At 44.4% G+C, this 19,492-nt stretch carries 23 protein-coding genes; 16 read left to right on the forward strand and 7 right to left on the reverse strand.

The features are described 5' to 3' along the window. Positions 1-72 precede the first annotated feature (72 nt). Positions 73-387 carry a hypothetical protein gene (locus NI467_RS10580; protein WP_253152892.1) on the forward strand — a complete coding sequence of 105 codons (315 nt, stop codon included), beginning with the start codon at positions 73-75 and terminating at the stop codon, positions 385-387. Positions 388-438: 51 nt separating this feature from the next. Here the strand turns inward: NI467_RS10580 and NI467_RS10585 are convergent, their stop codons facing one another. After that, the gene (locus NI467_RS10585) at positions 439-876 is read right to left on the reverse strand and encodes a GNAT family N-acetyltransferase (protein WP_253152894.1); all 438 of its coding nucleotides are present in this window, start codon (positions 874-876) and stop codon (positions 439-441) included. Next, entirely contained in the window at positions 870-2,090 is a 1,221-nt protein-coding gene (locus tag NI467_RS10590) for an SAM-dependent methyltransferase (RefSeq protein ID WP_253152896.1), read from the reverse strand. Before NI467_RS10590 ends, NI467_RS10585 begins: the two co-directional genes overlap by 7 nt. A gap of 102 nt (positions 2,091-2,192) precedes the next feature. On the opposite strand from NI467_RS10590, the gene NI467_RS10595 reads away from it, so the two are divergent. The 3 genes from NI467_RS10595 to NI467_RS10605 all read left to right on the forward strand — a co-directional run bounded on the left by NI467_RS10595 (position 2,193) and on the right by NI467_RS10605 (position 4,847). Continuing rightward, entirely contained in the window at positions 2,193-2,840 is a 648-nt protein-coding gene (locus NI467_RS10595) for a hemolysin III family protein (protein WP_151207986.1), read from the forward strand. Between the two features lie 141 nt (positions 2,841-2,981). Further along, positions 2,982-4,298 carry an MFS transporter gene (locus tag NI467_RS10600; RefSeq protein WP_151207988.1) on the forward strand — a complete coding sequence of 439 codons (1,317 nt, stop codon included), beginning with the start codon at positions 2,982-2,984 and terminating at the stop codon, positions 4,296-4,298. Between the two features lie 141 nt (positions 4,299-4,439). Beyond that, positions 4,440-4,847, forward strand: coding sequence for a hypothetical protein (locus NI467_RS10605; protein ID WP_253152898.1), 408 nt, complete (start codon positions 4,440-4,442; stop codon positions 4,845-4,847). Between the two features lie 32 nt (positions 4,848-4,879). On the opposite strand, the gene NI467_RS10610 is transcribed toward NI467_RS10605, so the two are convergent. After that, positions 4,880-5,890: a metallophosphoesterase gene (locus NI467_RS10610; protein WP_253152900.1), complete on the reverse strand. Its 1,011-nt coding sequence runs from the start codon at positions 5,888-5,890 to the stop codon at positions 4,880-4,882. A 95-nt stretch (positions 5,891-5,985) separates the two neighbouring features. On the opposite strand from NI467_RS10610, the gene NI467_RS10615 reads away from it, so the two are divergent. After that, on the forward strand, positions 5,986-7,620 hold the full coding sequence (locus tag NI467_RS10615; RefSeq protein ID WP_308729491.1) for a phospholipase D family protein: 1,635 nt from the start codon (positions 5,986-5,988) through the stop codon (positions 7,618-7,620). A gap of 83 nt (positions 7,621-7,703) precedes the next feature. Here NI467_RS10615 and NI467_RS10620 read toward each other — a convergent pair whose 3' ends face one another. Further along, on the reverse strand, positions 7,704-8,513 hold the full coding sequence (locus tag NI467_RS10620) for a 1-acyl-sn-glycerol-3-phosphate acyltransferase (RefSeq protein ID WP_253152903.1): 810 nt from the start codon (positions 8,511-8,513) through the stop codon (positions 7,704-7,706). Positions 8,514-8,701: 188 nt separating this feature from the next. Here NI467_RS10620 and NI467_RS14750 point away from each other — a divergent pair, with 188 nt between their 5' ends. The 6 genes from NI467_RS14750 to NI467_RS10645 all read left to right on the forward strand — a co-directional run bounded on the left by NI467_RS14750 (position 8,702) and on the right by NI467_RS10645 (position 12,481). Further along, positions 8,702-8,833 (forward strand): hypothetical protein, encoded by a 132-nt coding sequence (locus NI467_RS14750; protein WP_258170044.1) that lies wholly within the window; start codon positions 8,702-8,704, stop codon positions 8,831-8,833. A gap of 76 nt (positions 8,834-8,909) precedes the next feature. Next, positions 8,910-10,250: a ribosome rescue GTPase HflX gene (gene hflX / locus NI467_RS10625; RefSeq protein ID WP_253152905.1), complete on the forward strand. Its 1,341-nt coding sequence runs from the start codon at positions 8,910-8,912 to the stop codon at positions 10,248-10,250. 39 nt (positions 10,251-10,289) lie between these two features. Next, positions 10,290-10,661 (forward strand): hypothetical protein, encoded by a 372-nt coding sequence (locus NI467_RS10630; RefSeq protein WP_151205287.1) that lies wholly within the window; start codon positions 10,290-10,292, stop codon positions 10,659-10,661. Between the two features lie 9 nt (positions 10,662-10,670). Beyond that, positions 10,671-11,345, forward strand: a complete 675-nt coding sequence (locus NI467_RS10635) for an LrgB family protein (protein ID WP_253152907.1) — start codon at positions 10,671-10,673, stop codon at positions 11,343-11,345. Between the two features lie 88 nt (positions 11,346-11,433). Then, complete coding sequence (locus tag NI467_RS10640) at positions 11,434-11,880, forward strand: DUF2147 domain-containing protein (protein WP_151205289.1); 447 nt, start codon at positions 11,434-11,436, stop codon at positions 11,878-11,880. 151 nt (positions 11,881-12,031) lie between these two features. Further along, entirely contained in the window at positions 12,032-12,481 is a 450-nt protein-coding gene (locus tag NI467_RS10645; RefSeq protein ID WP_253152909.1) for a DUF2147 domain-containing protein, read from the forward strand. Positions 12,482-12,701: 220 nt separating this feature from the next. On the opposite strand, the gene NI467_RS10650 is transcribed toward NI467_RS10645, so the two are convergent. The 3 genes from NI467_RS10650 to pdxA are packed head-to-tail and all read right to left on the reverse strand — an operon-like array spanning position 12,702 to position 15,363. Next, positions 12,702-13,547 (reverse strand): symmetrical bis(5'-nucleosyl)-tetraphosphatase, encoded by an 846-nt coding sequence (locus tag NI467_RS10650; protein ID WP_253152911.1) that lies wholly within the window; start codon positions 13,545-13,547, stop codon positions 12,702-12,704. A 4-nt stretch (positions 13,548-13,551) separates the two neighbouring features. Beyond that, a complete protein-coding gene (gene rsmA, locus NI467_RS10655; protein ID WP_151205292.1) occupies positions 13,552-14,364 on the reverse strand; it encodes a 16S rRNA (adenine(1518)-N(6)/adenine(1519)-N(6))-dimethyltransferase RsmA in 813 nt (270 codons plus the stop codon). A 30-nt stretch (positions 14,365-14,394) separates the two neighbouring features. After that, positions 14,395-15,363, reverse strand: coding sequence for a 4-hydroxythreonine-4-phosphate dehydrogenase PdxA (gene pdxA, locus NI467_RS10660; protein ID WP_253152913.1), 969 nt, complete (start codon positions 15,361-15,363; stop codon positions 14,395-14,397). A gap of 668 nt (positions 15,364-16,031) precedes the next feature. Here pdxA and rplM point away from each other — a divergent pair. From rplM to NI467_RS10685, 5 genes are all read left to right on the forward strand, one after another. Then, positions 16,032-16,460 (forward strand): 50S ribosomal protein L13, encoded by a 429-nt coding sequence (gene rplM / locus NI467_RS10665; RefSeq protein WP_151205294.1) that lies wholly within the window; start codon positions 16,032-16,034, stop codon positions 16,458-16,460. Between the two features lie 12 nt (positions 16,461-16,472). Beyond that, positions 16,473-16,859, forward strand: a complete 387-nt coding sequence (gene rpsI, locus NI467_RS10670) for a 30S ribosomal protein S9 (RefSeq protein WP_151205295.1) — start codon at positions 16,473-16,475, stop codon at positions 16,857-16,859. Positions 16,860-17,214: 355 nt separating this feature from the next. Continuing rightward, positions 17,215-17,868, forward strand: a complete 654-nt coding sequence (locus NI467_RS10675) for a glutathione S-transferase N-terminal domain-containing protein (protein WP_151208008.1) — start codon at positions 17,215-17,217, stop codon at positions 17,866-17,868. A gap of 9 nt (positions 17,869-17,877) precedes the next feature. Beyond that, positions 17,878-18,306, forward strand: a complete 429-nt coding sequence (locus NI467_RS10680; RefSeq protein ID WP_151205297.1) for a ClpXP protease specificity-enhancing factor — start codon at positions 17,878-17,880, stop codon at positions 18,304-18,306. 19 nt (positions 18,307-18,325) lie between these two features. After that, complete coding sequence (locus NI467_RS10685) at positions 18,326-18,979, forward strand: hypothetical protein (protein WP_253152915.1); 654 nt, start codon at positions 18,326-18,328, stop codon at positions 18,977-18,979. Positions 18,980-19,492: the final 513 nt, after the last annotated feature.

Consider the following 19,492-nt stretch of genomic DNA (forward strand, 5'->3'; position numbering starts at 1 on the left):
ATTTTGATTCGTTTTTATTCAATTTATGTTATAAAGTTACACAAGTTAAACATCCACTACAGGGACTTGCACATGACTGATCACAGTTCACCTGAAAAATCACCTTGGGGCTGGAAAGCATTAATTATTTTCTGCATCTTGAGTGGATTCTTCATGCTCTTTTTCTGGCTTGCAGTCAGTAATGAACCAGATTACATGCCAAGCCAGCAAAACAAGCAGAATACCCAGCAACATGCTTTTAAGAATGCACCGGTGATGTCGCAAGAAGCTCTGGCCAAAGCTCAGGCAGACCGTGAAGCGCGCCAGGCAGCTGGAGCCAACGTCCTGCAGGACCCATCAGCGCAAGAAAATGTTCAGCAGGAACATGACGCAGGGCATGGGCAGTAAAATCGAGATATTCAAAAAAGCAAGGTTTTTCCTTGCTTTTTTATTTGAGTTTTAATCACTTAGTTTTAAATACATATCGATATGCGGAATTCCACAATCCAGATATTCTTCCCCTTGTACGACAAAACCTAAGCCTTGATAAAATCCCAGCGCATGTACTTGGGAAGAAAGTTTGACATATTCACGCTGTTCAGCTCTGGCCTGAGCAATTATGGCTTGCATGATCTGTTGCCCGATGCCTAATCCACGTGCGGACTGCATGACGGCCACCCGACCGATACTATGATTTGCCAGTAAGCGTGCCGTTGCAACGGGCTGTTCCTGTAAATAGGCAATAAAATGCACCGCTAGTGGATCTTCTGCATCCCATTCATCTTCCGGGGCAATGTGCTGCTCCTGAATAAATACAGCTTCACGAATTGCCTTGGCATCGGGGGCTAAATCGTCCCAGATACCAGAGGCAATACGAAGCTTATGATTGTTTAGCATTTCGAGCCAATCCCCTGCTGATCCCACTGATTATTTAACAACAATTCCAGTGAATGTTTCTGAATACCGTACATCTCTTTTAAGGCCTGTATTTGAGCCAGCACAGCCTGATCCGGTTGCGTATAATCTTTGCGTTTGGTAGCCAGAATCATTTTATTTTTACTGGTATGTTCCAGCGCCACAAATTCAAAGACTTTGGTCTCATAACCATAGGCTTTTAGCAAAAGCGCACGAATGGTATCCGTCAACATTTCCGCCTGCTGTCCGGCATGAATCCCGAATTGCAGCATTGGGCTCAAGACCTGCGGCGCCTGCAGCTGGGGCCTTAATTCTTTATGACAGCAAGGCGCACACATAATGATCTGGGCATTCAGGCGAATGCCACTATGAATAGCAAAATCCGTCGCCACATCACAAGCATGCAGCGCAATCATGACATCCAGATGTTCTGGTGCATACGTTCTCACATCGCCCTGAAAGAAATCCAGCTGATTAAAACCAGACTGCTGCGCAACACTTTGGCAAAACTCGACCATTTTCGGATTAAGTTCTACTCCAGTCATGTACGGTGTCTGGCCATATTTTTGCATATAGGCATATAACGCACAGGTTAAATAGCCTTTGCCAGAACCAAAGTCCACCACCCTCAAGCCATGCTCGGACACCTTGATTTGCGCCAATGCACCGGAAAAAATTTCGACAAATTTATTAATCTGTTTCCATTTGCGCGCCATACTTGGAATGATCTGTTCATTCTGATCAGTAATCCCCAAATACTGCAAAAATGGACTGTCCTGATCGACATAGCGCTGCTTAATCCGGTCATGGCCTTGCCCGTGGTTGACTTTTGCAGGGCCTGATTGGGTTTTGCTTCGGGTCAGCATGGCTTTTTTCTTGTTTTTTTTCAGCTGTAACTCTTCCTGATCGGTTAATAAATTCGCCTGCTTGCAACTGGCCAGCGCATCTGTTACCTGAACCAAAGCATCAGTCAAAGGATAGTTTTTGGTGATATCCTGAGTTTGGTAGCGATACAGGCAGCTCAACACCTTCTGCTCATTCAGTGCAATCACCCTGAACGTCATTTTCTCTAATTGTTCCAGCTCGCCTTTATACTGGCTCAGAATCAGACGATCAAAATGATCAGTTTCAACAGCTTGCTGGAAAGCCTCCAGAAATTGCTGTTCCTGAACCGAAAGAGAAGTCGATGTCGACATAAGACAAACCTGATATAAATTACTGTTCAAGTTTAATTCTTCTTAACCTAAAAGCAAAATTGAATTACTATACAAATGTATATTTAAATTAGAATGATGACCATGCAAAAAGCGCCCCTCATTTCAGAAGACTATGATCAGGCTGAAGAAAGGATTAATTATATCAGTCACGGCCTGGGTGCCCTGCTGGCTATGATTGCTGGTATTCTTTTGATTGTTAAAGGATCTTATTTAAGTACAGGCCCCTGGATCGGACTATGGGTCTATGCACTCAGTATGGTGTTATTATTTTCCGCTTCCATGCTCTACCATATGTCGACCTCGGCAGACCGTCGTTATTTTTATAAAAAAGTCGACCATACAGCAATTTACTATCTGATTGCCGGTACCTATACCCCCTTTCTGTCGATTGCCATTCCCACGGCCAAAGCCCAATATTTATTGATTGCCTTATGGATCATTGCTGCACTCGGTACACTGTTCAAGTTTATTTTCATTCATCGTTTCCAGAAGCTTTCTCTGATCGCCTACTTGCTCATGGGCTGGCTGGCCATTCTGGTTATTGATGATATGCAGCAGTATCTGAGTGCTCAATCTTTAACCCTCCTGATCATTGGGGGATTGGCTTATACCGTAGGTGCATTGTTTTATGCTCTAAAAAGGGTAAGATATGCTCACGCTATCTGGCATATTTTTGTATTGATAGGGGCAGGATCACACTTTCTGTCTATCTATCTGTACGTGATTTAATCTTCTTCTTTCTCCATTTCAGTGACCCTGAGCGAGCAGAAACGAGAAGATTGCAGTTGTTTTTTTAAAAAATTACGCCTTTTTTAAAAAGATTACGCTTTTAAAACTAATTTTTTATTTTTAGTAAGTGTAAGGTTATTCATGGCGTCTCCAGAAACTATCGCTGCCATAGAAACGACAGCGACCAATTCAAAATTTCGTGTTTTAACGGCAAGCTTGGTGGGCACCACAATCGAGTTCTTCGATTTTTATATTTATGCCACAGCTGCTGTTATTATTTTCCCCTATCTGTTTTTCCCGGCCAGTACAGATCCAATGACTGCCACGATTCAATCGCTGGCGACCTTTGCAATTGCCTTTATTGCCCGCCCGATTGGGGCAGCACTTTTTGGCCATCTGGGCGACCGGATTGGACGTAAGGCCACCCTGGTTGCAGCACTGCTGACCATGGGGATCTCTACCGTTGCCATCGGTTTACTCCCGACCTATGCCCAAATCGGAATTGCCGCGCCTCTGCTTCTGGCACTCTGCCGTTTGGGACAAGGCTTGGGTCTGGGTGGTGAATGGTCTGGGGCGGTTCTTCTTGCGACCGAAAATGCACCCGAAGGCAAACGTGCCTGGTATGGCATGTTCCCGCAGCTTGGCGCACCGATTGGCTTCATTCTGGCAACCGGCTCATTCCTGACGCTGGGCGCATTTATGAGCGAACAGGCCTTTATGACCTGGGGCTGGCGTATTCCCTTTATTTCTAGCGCCCTGCTGGTCATTATCGGTTTATGGATTCGTTTAAAACTGCATGAAACTCCGGCCTTCCAGAAAGTGCTGGATAAACAAAAAGAAGTCAACATTCCTTTCTTTCAGGTATTTAAGAATCATTCGAAAATGCTGGTGCTCGGCACAATTGCCGCGATCTGTACCTTTGTGGTGTTCTATTTGACCACAGTATTTGCACTGCAATGGGGCACCAAACAATTGGGTTATTCGCGTGAAGAATTCCTGAAATTACAGCTGGTGGCGACGCTATGTTTTGCAGCTTTTATTCCTTTATCTGCAGTATTGGCAGAGAAATTTGGCCGTAAAGCCACCTCAATTGGCGTATGTGTAACTTCTGCTATTTTCGGGATTTTCTTTGCCGACATGTTGGAATCTGGTAATACGCTGATTGTTTTCCTGTTCCTGTGTATTGGTCTGGCGATTATGGGGCTGACCTATGGGCCAATTGGTACGGTACTGTCAGAAATTTTTCCGACCTCGGTACGTTATACCGGTTCTGCGCTCACCTTTAACCTAGCCGGGATTTTCGGTGCCTCTTTTGCTCCCCTCATTGCGACCAAACTGGCGACTGAATATGGTCTGTCCGCAGTAGGCTATTACCTGACTGCAGCCTCCCTCCTGTCTTTGGTGGCCTTCCTGCTGATTCGTGAAACCAAAAACGACGATGTCAACAATCAGATTTAATGGCTGCTCAAGCTTAAATCCTGATCAAAGCCAGCATAAAGATGCTGGCTTTTTTTATGATTTCACAACAAAAAACGGCTGTTTCTCTCGGCATACTTCAGGAACAATCAAATGACTAGAATCTCAATATGAGGCAGACAGATGCAGGAGCTTATTGAACAAATTTCTCAGCAGCAGCTGGTCGAAATTATTATTCTGCTGGAAGATGATAAAAAGCTGGAAGCGATTCGTTATATTCGGTCCCACACCCCTTTAGATGAAATACAGGCTCGGCAGCTGATTGATGAGATTGTACGTGAGCATGATCTGGCCCTGCAACGTGATCCGAATGACACAATTGGCCCACGCTTTACTGAAGATGAAGATATGCAGCTGCTGACTCCGCCACTAGAGTTGCCAAAGCATCCTCAGCTGAGTATTTCCAAAGAGCAGGAAGTGGCCGCACAGCGTGTCCCGCAGACGACTCCTACCCAGCAGATTAAAAAGAAGATCTGGATGACGGCGGCAGCCATCGTACTGCTGATTATTCTGGTCTGGATTATTCTTTAAAAACCACGCCAATCCAGCTCTATTTAAACAAGCTAGATCAATTCAATAATATCAATCGTTGGGGGCACCCGAAAACGAAACGGCACCCCGACCATACCTGTTCCCACCGTCACAAATACATCGGCATGTTCATGACGGTACAGACCTTTCTTATGTCCCAGAATGGAGACTTTCTTCATCACATAATCGGTCAGCCAGGGCAGTTCCACCTGCCCGCCATGTGTGTGTCCAGACAACATCAAGGGCCGGATGGGCAATTTCGGAATCATGTCCACTGTATCCGGATTATGCGACAGGATCACCCATGGCTTGTCTTGGGGTAAGTCTGGCATTGAACGCATATCGGTTTTGCCCGCCCACAGATCACCCACTCCGATCAGACGAAACTCGTCAAATTCAACCATCTTTCCTTCAATATCCATGACCTGATTGACTTCCAGTGCATAGCGCAACAACGCCTGAATCGGAGGACCTGGATACTGCTCATCATGATTGCCATTCACCGAATAGACCGGCGCATGAATTTCCTTTAAAATTGCCAGTTCTTCTGCCAGCTTATTTTCAGGTTCGTAGGTCCAGTCTCCCGCTACCACCACCAAATCTGGCTGTAGGTGATTCAGCTTGTGTACAATCTGTCTTAACTGACGCTCATGGCCTGAAAATAGACCGATATGCAAATCGGCAATCAGGGCAATTCGCACAGGCTGTTTCAGCGGTTTGTCTGGATTGATCTGATAGCGCATGGTTTTCACGCGAATGATATGCGGCTCGATAAAACGCGCATAACTCAGCACGCTGGTAATCAGGAAAATAAAAATCGCTTCATGTGGCGAGTAATAGCCCGTCGAGCCAGCATAGATACTAAAGAACACCAGAGGAATCAGCAGATAGGCCAGATAAAAAGCCAGCAGATGGGCAAACGCTTTAAAAGGATGTATAGTTTCCGTACGCGACTGGCTGGACCATGCCTGATACACTGCCCAGAAGGCGAGAAGCGCCATCCCTATATAAAAATAAAAAAATACGGAACTGCTATCCCACATACAATCGCCTTATCAAGTTCACCAGTATATGACTGGCTTTATATTTATCTTTTCATAGCTGGCCATTATACTCAATTCAAATTTTTCAAACTTTAATGTCTATGACCTCTGCTTTCCGCACTCAAGCCACATCTACTGCTCTTACTGCCCGTCGCCGCTTGAGTACCGGAATGTTGCTCAGTGCAACACTGGTGCTCGGCTTGCCCGCATGCAGCACTTTGCCCAAACAGACTGAGCAGCCAAGTCAGATGGCCTTTGAGACAGATACCAGCCAAACCAGTCTGGCACAGATCATTACCCCTCTACGCGACAAGAACCTGGGCCTGACCGGTTACCACCTACTGTATGACCCCCTGGAAGCCTTGGCTGCACGGATGCAGCTGATTCACAAAGCAGAGCGTAGCCTGGATTTGCAATATTATATCTGGGATAACGACCGGATTGGTGCCCTGGCCTTGCATGGCCTGATTCAGGCCGCAGATCGCGGCGTTCAGGTGCGTCTGCTGATTGATGACAATAATGCCAAGAAAATGGAAGGTATTTATCTGGCGCTGGACCAGCACCAGAATATTGATGTGAAGTTGTATAACCCTTACCGCTTCCGTAAATACCGGGCTATGGACATGGTGCTGGACTTAAAACGCATCAACCGCCGCATGCACAATAAAAGCTTTATTGCCGACAACCAGATTGCGCTGATTGGCGGTCGTAACATGAGTAATCAATATTACAATGTAAGTGACAGCTATCAATTTTCTGATGTAGACGTGATGCTGGTCGGGGCAGCTTCAGATGAAATCATTCATTCCTTTGATGAATACTGGAATGATGAATATGCCTATCCAGTCCGTGAGATCGTTAAGCCCGGACATCACACCTTACGTTTTCCCAGCCTGAAACAGCAGCTGGAAGCCCATGGTCAGGATATCTATACCCAAAACTACCTGAATCTGGCCAATCGCTCCCAGGCCTTTGATAAATGGCTGGAACATAACATCCAGCTGGACTGGGTAGAAGCAGAAGTAGTCAAAGATTCTCCAGCCAAAATCAAAGCAGAAGCAGAGACTGAGGATCATCTGAATTTTCAGTTATTACAACGTCTGGAAAAACCTGAACACAGTGTGGATATTGTCTCAGCCTATTTTGTGCCTGAAAAACTGGGGGCAGAACGATTAAAAAAACTGGCGGCCAATGATATTAAAGTCCGTGTTTTAACCAACTCTTATAAAGCCAATGACGTCTCGATTGTGCATGCCTTCTATGCCAAATACCGTCAGGACCTGCTGAAAAATGATGTACAGCTGTATGAATTTCTGGCTGCACCCGATGCAGATCACCTGAATGCCAATACTGAAGAACTCGCCAAGAAAGCCAAAGTCAGTCTCAAGGGCCTAAGCCGTTCCAGTCTACATGCCAAAATGATGGCCTTGGACCAGAAACAGGTCTTTATTGGTTCCTTTAATTTTGACCCGCGTTCTGCCTATTTAAATACTGAAATCGGGGTTGTATTAAACAGCCCTGCTCTGGCCCGTGCGGTACATAGCACTATGGACCAGAATTTAAGTAAATATGCGTATAAGCTGGTACTGGATGCCAATCAGAAGATTAACTGGAAAATCAGCAAGGCAAATGGAGAGACCAAAACTTTTACCAAAGAACCTGGGATGAAATGGTATCAGCGGGCGTCCTTAAAATTCCTGTCCTGGCTACCGATTGAAGGCTTTATGTAAACGATATGGAACTCAAAAACTGCTGAATCAATATGACAAGTCGCTACCCCGGCTGACTGGTTTTTTAATTCAGCATCATGATCTTAATGCGATTCTTTCAGCACTCTGGAGTGTAATTCTTTTAAGCCCTGCAACATCTGGTCTTGCACTATCGGCGTCAAAGTATCGACGGTCAATCCTACTGTCGGAATAGCCGGCAAAGCCATCAGATGCGCAGTCACTTTCGGCATTTCCAGTACATTTTGCACATGGGCCGCAAAGCTGATGTTATCAATAAATGGCGCTACCATATCCAGTTGACCTTGCTGATTGACATAACACAGCAGGCAGATTTGAACCGGACGCTGCGCTTCAATTGCCGCCCCTAGAATACGGCCATGCACCTTCTTGATTGAACGACCATCCGAAGTTGTGGCTTCCGGGAAAAACAAGACCGGAATATCCTGCTTTAAAAACTCGCTAATCTGCTCACGGATTCTTACCGAATCTCCCGAACCTCGTTTAATAAATAAGGTTCCGCCACTTTTGGCCAACTTCCCCAATACCGGCCAGTTTTCAATCTCGGCTTTGGCCAGAAAAAACACCCGGGCAGCCGAGCCTAAAACCGCCACATCCAGCCAGGAAATATGGTTGCTTACCCACAGGGCAGGCTCACGTGGAATGATGCCATGCACTTTGACTTCAATATTAAAGACCTTGCACAACTGACGGCAAAAATACTGCACATAACGTGTATTATTTGGATTATTCGGATGTTTATGCAGGCTATGCCGGTATACCAGATAAAACCCTTCACTGATTGTGGTGACGGATGCAAAGATTTTTCTGGAATAGAGAAAGAATTTTGCAAAGCCGCTTATCTCAGCTGTTTGATTGTGTACAGTAGGGTGCATAAAAAGATCACTAAATCCTAAACAAGATACAGGGAATATCCACGAATTAAACTTATTCTATACTTTTCAATCTTAACTTGCATTGATAATAAAAAGCCTCTCATGCCCTTCCTCGCATTAATTTAAATATGATTTTTAAATCAAATAAAAAAATTCATCGAAATATCAGAGCAAAAAAGGATGAAACTATGCAAAAAACCCAGCAGTCCTGCCATGAAACGATTCCACCGGCACAAGCACTTAAATTTATCCTCGGCATAACTCTGGTCTATACCTGTGTTCTGGTAACACTTGCACAACTGTTTGTCACGGTGCTTTAAAAGAAAGCCTTGTATGCCCGTATCTGTTCTGTTCATTTTCAACTAAAATGAAATTTTACAATGGAGCATGTGCTGAGTGGAATATGTAGAGCAACATCGGGGAAAAGAACAGGTCATACTGGTCAGTGTGAGCGTACAAATACTGGAAGACCTGGATGCTGATGAGTTTCACTTGCTGGCACAATCTGCTGATGCTGAAATTCTGCAACATATTCATACACAGCGCCTCCGTCCGGACCCGAAGCTGTTTATCGGTTCAGGTAAGGCTGAAGAAATTGCCGAACAAGTCAAACTGCTGGATGCCAATCTGGTCATTTTTGATCATGCACTTTCTCCGGCTCAGGCCCGTAACCTTGAATATATGTTGAAATGCAGGGTTGTGGACCGGACTGAGTTAATTCTGGATATCTTTGCCCAACGCGCTCGGACGTATGAAGGGAAATTACAAGTTGAACTGGCGCAGTTACAGCATTTATCTTCACGTCTGATTCGCAGCCGTGGCAATCTTGACAGTCAAAAAGGTGGGATTGGCTTACGTGGCCCCGGGGAAACCCTCCTTGAAACTGACCGCCGTCTGCTGCGGATTCGTATGGGTCAGCTTAAAGCCAAACTGGATAAAGTCCGTCAAACCCGCACCCAAGGGCGTGTTGCCCGTCAAAAAGCGGCTGTGCCGACAGTTTCTCTGGTGGGTTATACCAATGCCGGCAAATCCACCCTGTTTAATATTCTAGCCGGCAGCGATGTCTATGCCGCCGACCAGCTCTTTGCCACCCTCGATCCAACCCTGCGCCGTCTGGAATGGGACGGCATTGGTAATCTGGTTCTGGCCGATACTGTAGGTTTTGTCCGCAATCTTTCCCACTCGCTGGTGGAATCTTTTAAAGCAACGCTCGAAGAAACCCTGGAAGCCACGTTGCTGTTACATGTGATCGATTCCAGCAGTCCAGATATGCTGGAACAGATTGAAGCGGTCGAAAAAGTCCTGCAAGAAATCGGGGCAGATGTACCGATGCTGCGTGTCTACAACAAGATTGATTGTAGTGGTGAAGAGCCAAAAATCATTTACCGACAACCGGGCCTGCCTGAGCGGGTGTATATTTCAGCCCATAGTGGCGCGGGTATTGATTTATTGCGTAAGGCTGTACATGAAGCCCTGATGGGGCAACTTCAGTCGTTTGAGCTGGTTCTGCAGCATGCACATGGCAAGTTGCGTAATCAGTTATATAGCCTGAACGTCATTCAGTCTGAACATTATGATGAGGAAGGCCACCTGCATCTCAATATCCGGATTGCGCCACAAAAACTCGAACAACTGATTAAACAGGCGCATTTACCCCTCGAAGACATTCTTGGTAAGCAGGCGCAACAATTCAAGCGCCCACTGGAAGAATTTGAAATCAACACCAAGATCGAGTAAAACTTGATTATTAAACTTTTTATTAAATGACTACAATTGATGAACTGGATAAAAAATATCGACTGGCCAGCATGGATCGCCACTCTACTGCTGATTGTGGTTTTTCGTGAAGGCTCAGTATGGATCATGACTCAGCTCAATCATCCTGAACTGGGAAATCTGGTCGGGCTGATCAGTCTGCTGATTGTACTGTTTGCATGGCGTTATTTTTCCAAACTGCCTCCACGTCTGATTGATACCAATAATAAACTGATGAAAGAAAGTGCCTTTGCCTTTTTGCCGATTAGTGCGGGTTCTTTGATCATGCTGATCCAATTGGGACAAAAGATTCCGGCCTTTATGCTGGTGCTGTGCCTGAGCACGCTTCTTCCTCTTTGGATCTACGCCAAAATGGCAAAACGCTGGTTATAGGAATCCCACATGCTCTCTATTCTGTATAGTTTTTTGATTACCCTGATCGCTTATCTGCTGGCCAAGCCACTTAACCGTTTTATTCCCCAAATTCCAGTCATTGTTTTTGCCATGTTTCTGGTATTGCTCATCCTGTTCGGATTCGGTGTTCCTTATGAGCATTATATGGATGAGGTCAATCCGATCTTTAACCATCTACTCGGTTACGTAACAGTTGCCCTGGCGATTCCACTTGCTGCCATGCACTATGATGACCTGCCTTTAAAAGCCATTATCGGGATTTTGATCTTTGCCAGTATCAGTGCCGTGGCTTTACCAATGGGACTGGCTTATCTGCTGCACATGTCTTCTACCGATATTATGGCTTTTGCCACTCGTGCAGTCACCACACCGATTGCCATCAATATTGCCACCTTACTTGAAGCCCCTATCAGCCTGACTATTTTAATTGTGATCCTGTCTGGTGTGATCGGTGCTGCTTTTTCACCGTTTATTTTAAGGCATATCAATGATGAACGCGCCTCCGGCCTGGCATTGGGACTGGCAGCACATGCGATTGGCACGGCACAGGCATGGCAGCGCGGCAGTGTTGCAGGACGCTATGCTGCATTCGGTATGGCGGTCAATGCGGTTTTCACTGCAATATGGCTACCATCATTTATCTTTTTTCTGCAAAAAATGTGACTAAACAATCATTTTTAAATGATTGTTTAGTCTATTAATTAAGCTTATTATCAATTTGTATTTTGTCATAAAGTAAAGGATGATTTTAATGAAAAAGATTAAATTGGTTTCCGCCCTTCTCTTGAGCAGCTTTTCAGGCATGATTTGGGCCAATGATATTACAGGGCTGTGGAAAAACATCGATGACAAAACAGGCTCTTCAAAAGCTGTTTTAGAAATCCGCCAAGAATCAAATGGCAGCTATACTGCTAAAATTATAAAAGTTACCCCGCGTCCAGGTTATACCCCGAAAGAAACCTGTGTTTCCTGCCCTGCCCCTTATACCAATAAACCAATCTTGGGCCTAGACGTACTGACCGGTCTTAAAGCAGACGGCGAGAACAACTACGTTGGAGGTAAAATCCTGGATCCGCTTTCAGGAAAAATCTACAGCACCAAAGCCAGACTGAGCCCGAATGGCAAGCGTATTACTTTACGCGGCTATGTGGGTGTCTCTGCACTCGGCCGCAGTCAAACATGGATTCGCCACGACTAGTTTAAGGCCTGCGCCAGAAGCATAAAACTGAATAAAAAATGTTTCAAATCCAAAAAAATAACCAGTATTCAACTGCAGAATCTAGGCCAATATCGCATATAAAAAATTAGATTCGGCACTTGAATGGCAAGTGGTCAAGGGGGAAATAAAGATGCAGAAAAGTATAATATGGGCATCACTCGCAGGTTTACTTTCATTCAGCTCAGCACTTTTTGCTCAAGGTCTAAGCGGTATTTGGCAGCAAATTGACGATAAAACGGGATCACCTAAAGCACTGATTGAAATTCGCCAGGAGCACAACGGCACATATACGGGGAAAATCACAAAAATTACCCCGCGTCCGGGCTATACACCCCGGGAAAAATGCGTAGACTGCCCTGCGCCTTATACCAATCAGCCTACTCTCGGTTTAGATATCTTTCAGAACTTAAAAGCTGATGGTCAAAACATGTATTCGTCAGGCAAAATCCTTGATCCGCTTTCAGGCAAAGTCTATAACCTGAAAGCGAAGCAGTCTGCCAATGGCAAACGTCTGCTTTTACGAGGATATATCGGCATCTCTGCGATTGGTCGTACACAAACCTGGATACGCCTAGAATAAAACACCTATATCAATGCATGCGTTTAGCGCAATTCATTTAAAGATGTTAATGAACTAAAATTTAAAATCGGGGGGTAGCTCGTATTGTATGCAGAGCTTTTATAGGGGTATAGGATATAACAGCGGCTGGGCAATCCACCTTGACCAGCTCTGACTTCGTACCCGCTCAAGCTATAAATGATAAAAAAGCCACGTTTAAGTGGCTTTTTTATTTGGGGCGTCATGCGACCGGATTATCAATGGCAAACATCTGCTGATCTTCCAGACGAAAAGCCATTAACTGATGGCCCCAGACACAACCGCCATCTACGTTTTGAATTTTTTCAGTAATTGTTTGGCCTTGCAGCGCAGCCCAATGACCAAAAAGAATCTGATGGGTCTGTGCCGCAGGCGACTCAAACTCAAACCAGGGTTTAAAGCCTTCCGGCATCGGATCATCCAACGCGTCTTTAAAACTATAATCCAGACGTCCTGCTGCATCGGTTAAACGCATACGGGTCAAATAGTTAACGATACAGCGGATCCGTTCATGTCCTTCAAGCTGATCCGACCATAAAGATGGCTCTTTACCAAACATCTCATTCAGGAAAGCATCCACAATTTCAAAGTCATCATGAGCAATGACTGTTCCGACTTCCTGGGCCAGTTCAGCCGTTTTAGCCGCATCCCAAAGTTTTGGAATACCGGCATGAGTCAAAATAGTCTGTGGATTTGGAAACAGGCAGAGCGGCTGTTTACGCAACCAGTCAATCAGATCATCACTGTCGATGGCATCAATCACATCACGGACATTGTCCTGATCTTTAATCGGCTTAATCCCACGTGCATAAGCCAGTAAGGTCAGATCATGATTGCCCAACACCGTTGCAGCAGCCCCATAATCAGCCAGCTTTTTAACAAAACGCAGTGTTCCCAGCGAATCTTCACCGCGCGCCACCAGGTCGCCAGCAAACCAGATAAAGTCCTGATCAGGATCAAACCGAATTTCTTTCAGTAAGGCTTTCAAGGCTGCAAAACAGCCCTGCACATCACCAATCACGTAATTGTATCGAACCATGCGTGCCATAAGATTAATTTACCATTTGATCTGATAATGCAACAAATTGAGCCAGTGTCAGGGTTTCTGGCCGCGCCATCGGATCGACCCCCGCCTTTTCAAAGCCTTCTTCTGCCAGCATTCCTTTCAAGCTGTTACGTAAGGTTTTACGACGCTGGGTAAATACATGCGCGACCAGACGTGCCAAGGCTTTTTCATTTTTCGCCACAATCGGTTTAGTTACATAAGGTTCTAAACGGAATACTGCAGAAGTGACTTTTGGCGGGGGATTGAACGAGCCTGGCGGGACTTCAAACAGGAAAGTCGGCTTGCAGTAATATTGAATCATCACCGACAAACGGCCATATTCTTTGCTATTCGGCACGGCCGTAATACGATCCACCACTTCTTTTTGCAGCATGAAGTGCATGTCTTTGACTTTTTCACCAAATTCCAAGAGATGGAACAGTAGAGGTGTTGAAATATTATAAGGTAAATTACCCACGACACGTAACGGGCGACCTTCCTGAAAAAGTTCAGTAAAGTCATATTTCAACGCATCGGTTTCTACAATGGTTAAACGTTCAGGATAAGGGACACGACCCGGTAAGCCTGCTGCCAGGTCACGATCCAGTTCCACCACCGTCAAGGCATCACATTCACCAATTAACGGAGAAGTTAAAGCGGCCAGACCTGGTCCAATTTCCACAATATTGTCACCCGGACGCGGGTTCACAGAACGGACAATTTTAGCAATGACACGTTGGTCATGTAAGAAGTTTTGACCAAAACGCTTGCGCGTATGATGCCCTTCATCTTTCGGGTTTAAGGCATTAATTTGATACATAGACATTTCCAACGTGTAAAAAAGACAAGATCACTGACGCGCCAGATCCAGCGCTAAATCCACAGCTACATGCAAGCTTGAGCTTTTTGCAAGACCACTACCTGCGAGGGAGAGAGCTGTGCCATGATCGACCGAAGTACGGATGAACGGTAAGCCCAAAGTAATATTGATGGCTTCACCAAAGCCCTGAGATTTTAACACAGGTAAGCCCTGATCGTGATACATCGCCAGAACCGCATCGGCATCTTTTAAATTTTCCGGCGTAAATAAAGTATCGGCAGGCAGGCTCAGACTGAGGTTAATACCCTGAGCACGATAACTTTCCAGCACCGGATTAATCACTTCGATTTCTTCCATACCCAAATAACCACCCTCACCCGCATGCGGATTCAGGCCACATACTAAAATATGCGGATGCTGGATTTTAAATTTGGATTTCAAGTCATGAATCAGAATATCAATTACCTGATGCAAGCGCTCAGGTGTAATAGCATCTGCCACTGCACGTAAAGGTAAATGTGTGGTGGCTAAAGCAACACGCAAGGTTTTGGTGGCCAGCATCATTACCACACGCGGCACGCCCGCAAATTCCTGGTAATATTCGGTATGTCCGCTAAAATGAATCCCGGCTTCATTCATCACAGACTTCTGTACGGGAGCTGTTGCCACGCCTACACTTTTGCCCGTCATGGCATAATCAGCCGAGCGGCGTAATTGCTCCAGCACATAGGCGGAGTTATACGGATTCAGCTCTCCTAAAATAACCTCCTGTTCTAAAGACACATGCTCCACATAAAGCTGGCCTTTTTCTGACGAACAGCTTTGTCCTGTATATTCAACCAGCTTCACCTGCTGGTTCAAACAGTGTGCCCGGGCTTCTAACAGGCTCATATCTGCCAGCACCACTACCGGCCGTTCATCCACACGTTCTGCAAGGCTTAAACAGATATCCGGACCTATACCGGCAGGTTCACCACTTGTCACATATAAAGGCAGCATGATTGACTCAAATTAAAGCACGTGCCTCAAGTATACCGCCTGCGGATTCCATATTCATGCCTATTCAAAAGCTATCTGATATCAATAAGAGCTGGAATATGTCCCAATTCAGACACAGTGCTGACACAAAGTTGTAAGACAAAAAGAATCAGATAAAACTGATTCATGACTAAGCAGATAGCAACATAACTCTATAAGCATTCAGCAACAGCATACTGAGGCTGACTGCGCTCTACATTAGCACCGGTAGCAGTAGTAAATATGAATTAAGATATATCCACAATCTTGGCAAATGCATCTATTCCAGAAGCAATACCATAATCAATTCCAGTGCGTACAGAGATAAAAACAGAGCAGGCCGCCAAAGCTGAATTTTGCAAATTTAGAAATCGCAAAGTCGGCTGGCTAATCTATTTTAGCCACCTTCTCAGCCTTATTTTCAAGAGAAAGGTCCATTCTTTTTATCCTGATTGTTATTTTGATCGTGGTTGAAGGCTTAGAAAAGCGGAAGTTTCATTACTTCCTTTTCTTTATGCTCTACTATATAATGCAGCGCTTGGAATTCTTAATTTTCATTTGTGATTCTTCACGTATTCGTTTAGAATCTCGTCTCCTTTTTGTTTGGACAGCCTCCATAGTCCAAACCAACTATAATAGGTAGTGGTTTAATGAAAACTCTCAGCGCTAAGCCAGCTGAAGTTCAACACGACTGGTACGTTGTTGATGCTTCTGGCAAAACTCTAGGTCGCCTTGCGACGGAAATCGCTCGTCGTTTACGCGGTAAGCACAAGACTTGTTATACTCCTCACGTTGACACTGGCGACTACATCGTTATTATCAATGCTGAGCAAGTTCAAGTGACTGGTAACAAGGCACTTGATAAGAAATACTATCGCCACACTGGTTTCCCTGGTGGTATCCGTGAAACTAATTTTGAAAAACTAGTTGCTCACAAACCAGAAGAAATCTTCCAACGCGCTGTAAAAGGCATGTTGCCAAAAGGTCCTCTTGGTTATGCAATGATCAAGAAAATGAAAGTGTACGCTGGTGCTGAGCATCCTCACACAGCTCAACAGCCACAAGTTTTGGACATCTAAGGGATACAGCACATGGCTACTAATTATGGTACAGGTCGCCGTAAGACCGCAACTGCACGTGTTTTCTTATCTGCTGGTACTGGTAAACTCGTAATCAATAACCGTTCACTTGAACAATACTTCGGCCGTGAAACAGCTCGTATGATCGTTCGTCAACCTCTAGAGCTTCTTGAAGCAACTGAGAAATACGACCTTTACATCACTGTTGCTGGTGGCGGTATTGGTGGTCAAGCAGGCGCTATCCGTCACGGTATTACTCGTGCACTGATCGCTTCTGACGACACACTGAAATCTGCTCTTCGTCAAGCTGGTTTCGTTACTCGTGATGCTCGTGAAGTTGAACGTAAGAAACTTGGTTTACGTAAAGCACGTAAACGTCCTCAATTCTCTAAACGTTAATTCGTTTACCGGATTGGACAAAAAACCCTGGATTATCCAGGGTTTTTTTATGGCTTATTTATTTTCATCCAGTTTGATTTCTTAGTGCTTATTGCTCATATATATCCCTCCCCCAGTTCCCCTCATGACACCGAAAAGATTTAATGAAATAATAATGCGCTACCCCAAGCAAAACAAACAGTGATACTACAACCTCTTTAATTTAAGGAAGCTGATTGAGCACTTTTTAGCATATTTTCCTTTAATTATTTTCTTATAATTTAAAGAGACAAATATCAATTCATCTTTGATGCTTGGTGCTTTTTGGGGCGAATTTTAGTATCCTAGTCCATCCATTAGAATTTGCTCAGGATTTATGACAGTCGAAAGCGCGCCTCTTCAAGGAATTACCTTATATAGTCATGCCGATGACTTTCGCTCCCATTGGATCCGCTACGTACTTGCCGAAAAACAAATAAAATACAACCTGATTTTAGTCGATCATGACGATGCAGATCTGGCCAGCCTAAATCCGTATAACCAGCTTCCCATGCTGATTGAAAATGAGCTCAAGCTGTTTAATAGCAATATTATTTCTGAATATCTGGATGACCGTTATCGCCAGAACAAACTCTATGCCGATGCACCCATGCCACGTGCAGAACAGAGACAGTATCTCTGGCGTTTTGAGCATGACTGGCTCAAACTGGCAGATATTATGTTACGTCATCCCGATACGTTGGACCTGCAAGCACGCCAGCAGGCACAGCACCAGCTACGCGATATCCTGATTTCCCTGACACCGCTGTTCCAACATTTTCCTTATTTTATGTCAGAGCACTTTAGTATCCTGGACTGCATGCTGTCACCCGTTTTTGTGCGTTTGCCAAGTATGGGGGTAGAATTACCCAAACAGCAATGCCGACCATTTTACTTATATTGTCAACGTATTTTTAGTCGCCCTGCATTTGTCAAATCCATGACCTTGCAGGAAAAAAACCGTTATCAAAAGCAATTGTCGAACCTATAGAGAACTCCCATGTCTGAACCAGAATTCAACTTAAGTCCTACCCGTCCTTATATGGCGCGTGCAATCTATGAGTGGATTTGTGATAACAATATGACCCCTTATCTACTTGTCGATGCGACTCAGCCTCATACCATGGTACCAGAGCAGTTTGTTAAAGATGGGCAGATTGTTCTGAATATTGTGCCTCATGCGGTTCATGCCCTAAATATCAGCAATGATAACATCAGCTTTTCTGCACGTTTTGGCGGTGTCTCGCGTGATATTTACGTACCAATGGCAGCAGTAGTAGGGATTTATGCTCAAGAAAACGGTCAAGGGCTGTTCTTCGACCCTAGTGAATATGAGCATATCCAAAATGAAGAAGATGCTTTAAAATCAAGCACTGAAAAGCAACCTGAACCAACCAAGAAAAAACCAACGTTAAGGTTATTAGATTAAATAAAAATGGAGCAAGTGCATGGCTTTTGATTTGGTACAATATTTTGTTGAACAGATAGAAACTCAAAAGCCTGAGCTTCTACAAAACCATACAAAAGAACAAAGACGAGAATATATTTCTGAAATTAATGCGCTGACTTTAGGTAAATTAATTACACAGTGGCGCGATAATCCACAGAAAATTTATAACGAAATCACGCATCCTGATGAACTTTATATTCTGGAGATTTCCCGTCATCTCACCACACGTCCGGAAAATAAATCAGATCTGCCACGCAGCGAGCTTGAGCATCTCAGCGCTGAAATTTTTCATTTGCAATTGTCTGAATTAAAACAATTGCATGACACCGCCAATCATAACCTGAATAGCATTCAGGAATTGCTGCTGGGTCAGATTGAGCATTTGTCAGGTCAGGCAGATGATTGGGTTTGGGCAACAAATAATCTAAGGGAGCTTAAAGGCTCTAAACCCATTCCTCAAGAAGAGCTATCATTAGAGATATCAATGAAGGAGTTTAATCACATGGTTAACCAAAATACTCAGCATGTTGCAGTTGAAGCAGAAGAAGTTGTCCTCATCAATGTGCCTGGCTGGGCAAAAGTTTTAGAGCCTGTTGTTGCAATTGTGATTTTATGGATCTTAGCAAGTGCTTTAATGCAATTATTTGCATAAGCAGCTCCTCAACTTTTGTAATACCCGGCTAAACCTCTAATACTTTAGAGTATTAGGGGTTTTATATTTAGAGTGCTATACTACGTCCGAATTAAACATAAATAGGCTAATACAGCTAACCGTCGACCTCCAAAATACTTCCCTAACTAAAATCATCTTCTCTAGCTCAAGTGCCAATAGCCATTATTTAAATGTCATTCAGATAAATAGCTGTAAATCAGCACCCTAATAGATGAAATACTGTAGACAAGCGATGATTTGAACCTAGGCTTCTGTTTGTGCGCCATCCTGCATCATAATTGATGTTTTTATAACATCGCTCCTAAAAAACTATGAACCTAAATATTTGGAGGTGAATGCTGCGGATGATTCATAGAAATAGATAACCATCTATTTCTTTTCATTTTATAAAAAAGAAATCCCCCTGCTTTTTAGCAGGGGGATTTTGAATAATGAGCTGGCGATGACTTACTCTCACATGGGTAACCCCACACTACCATCAGCGCAAAGAGG

Origin of the sequence: Acinetobacter sp. S4397-1, from assembly GCF_024129285.1 — a bacterium.
GTDB classification, from domain to species: Bacteria; Pseudomonadota; Gammaproteobacteria; order Pseudomonadales; family Moraxellaceae; genus Acinetobacter; species Acinetobacter lwoffii_C.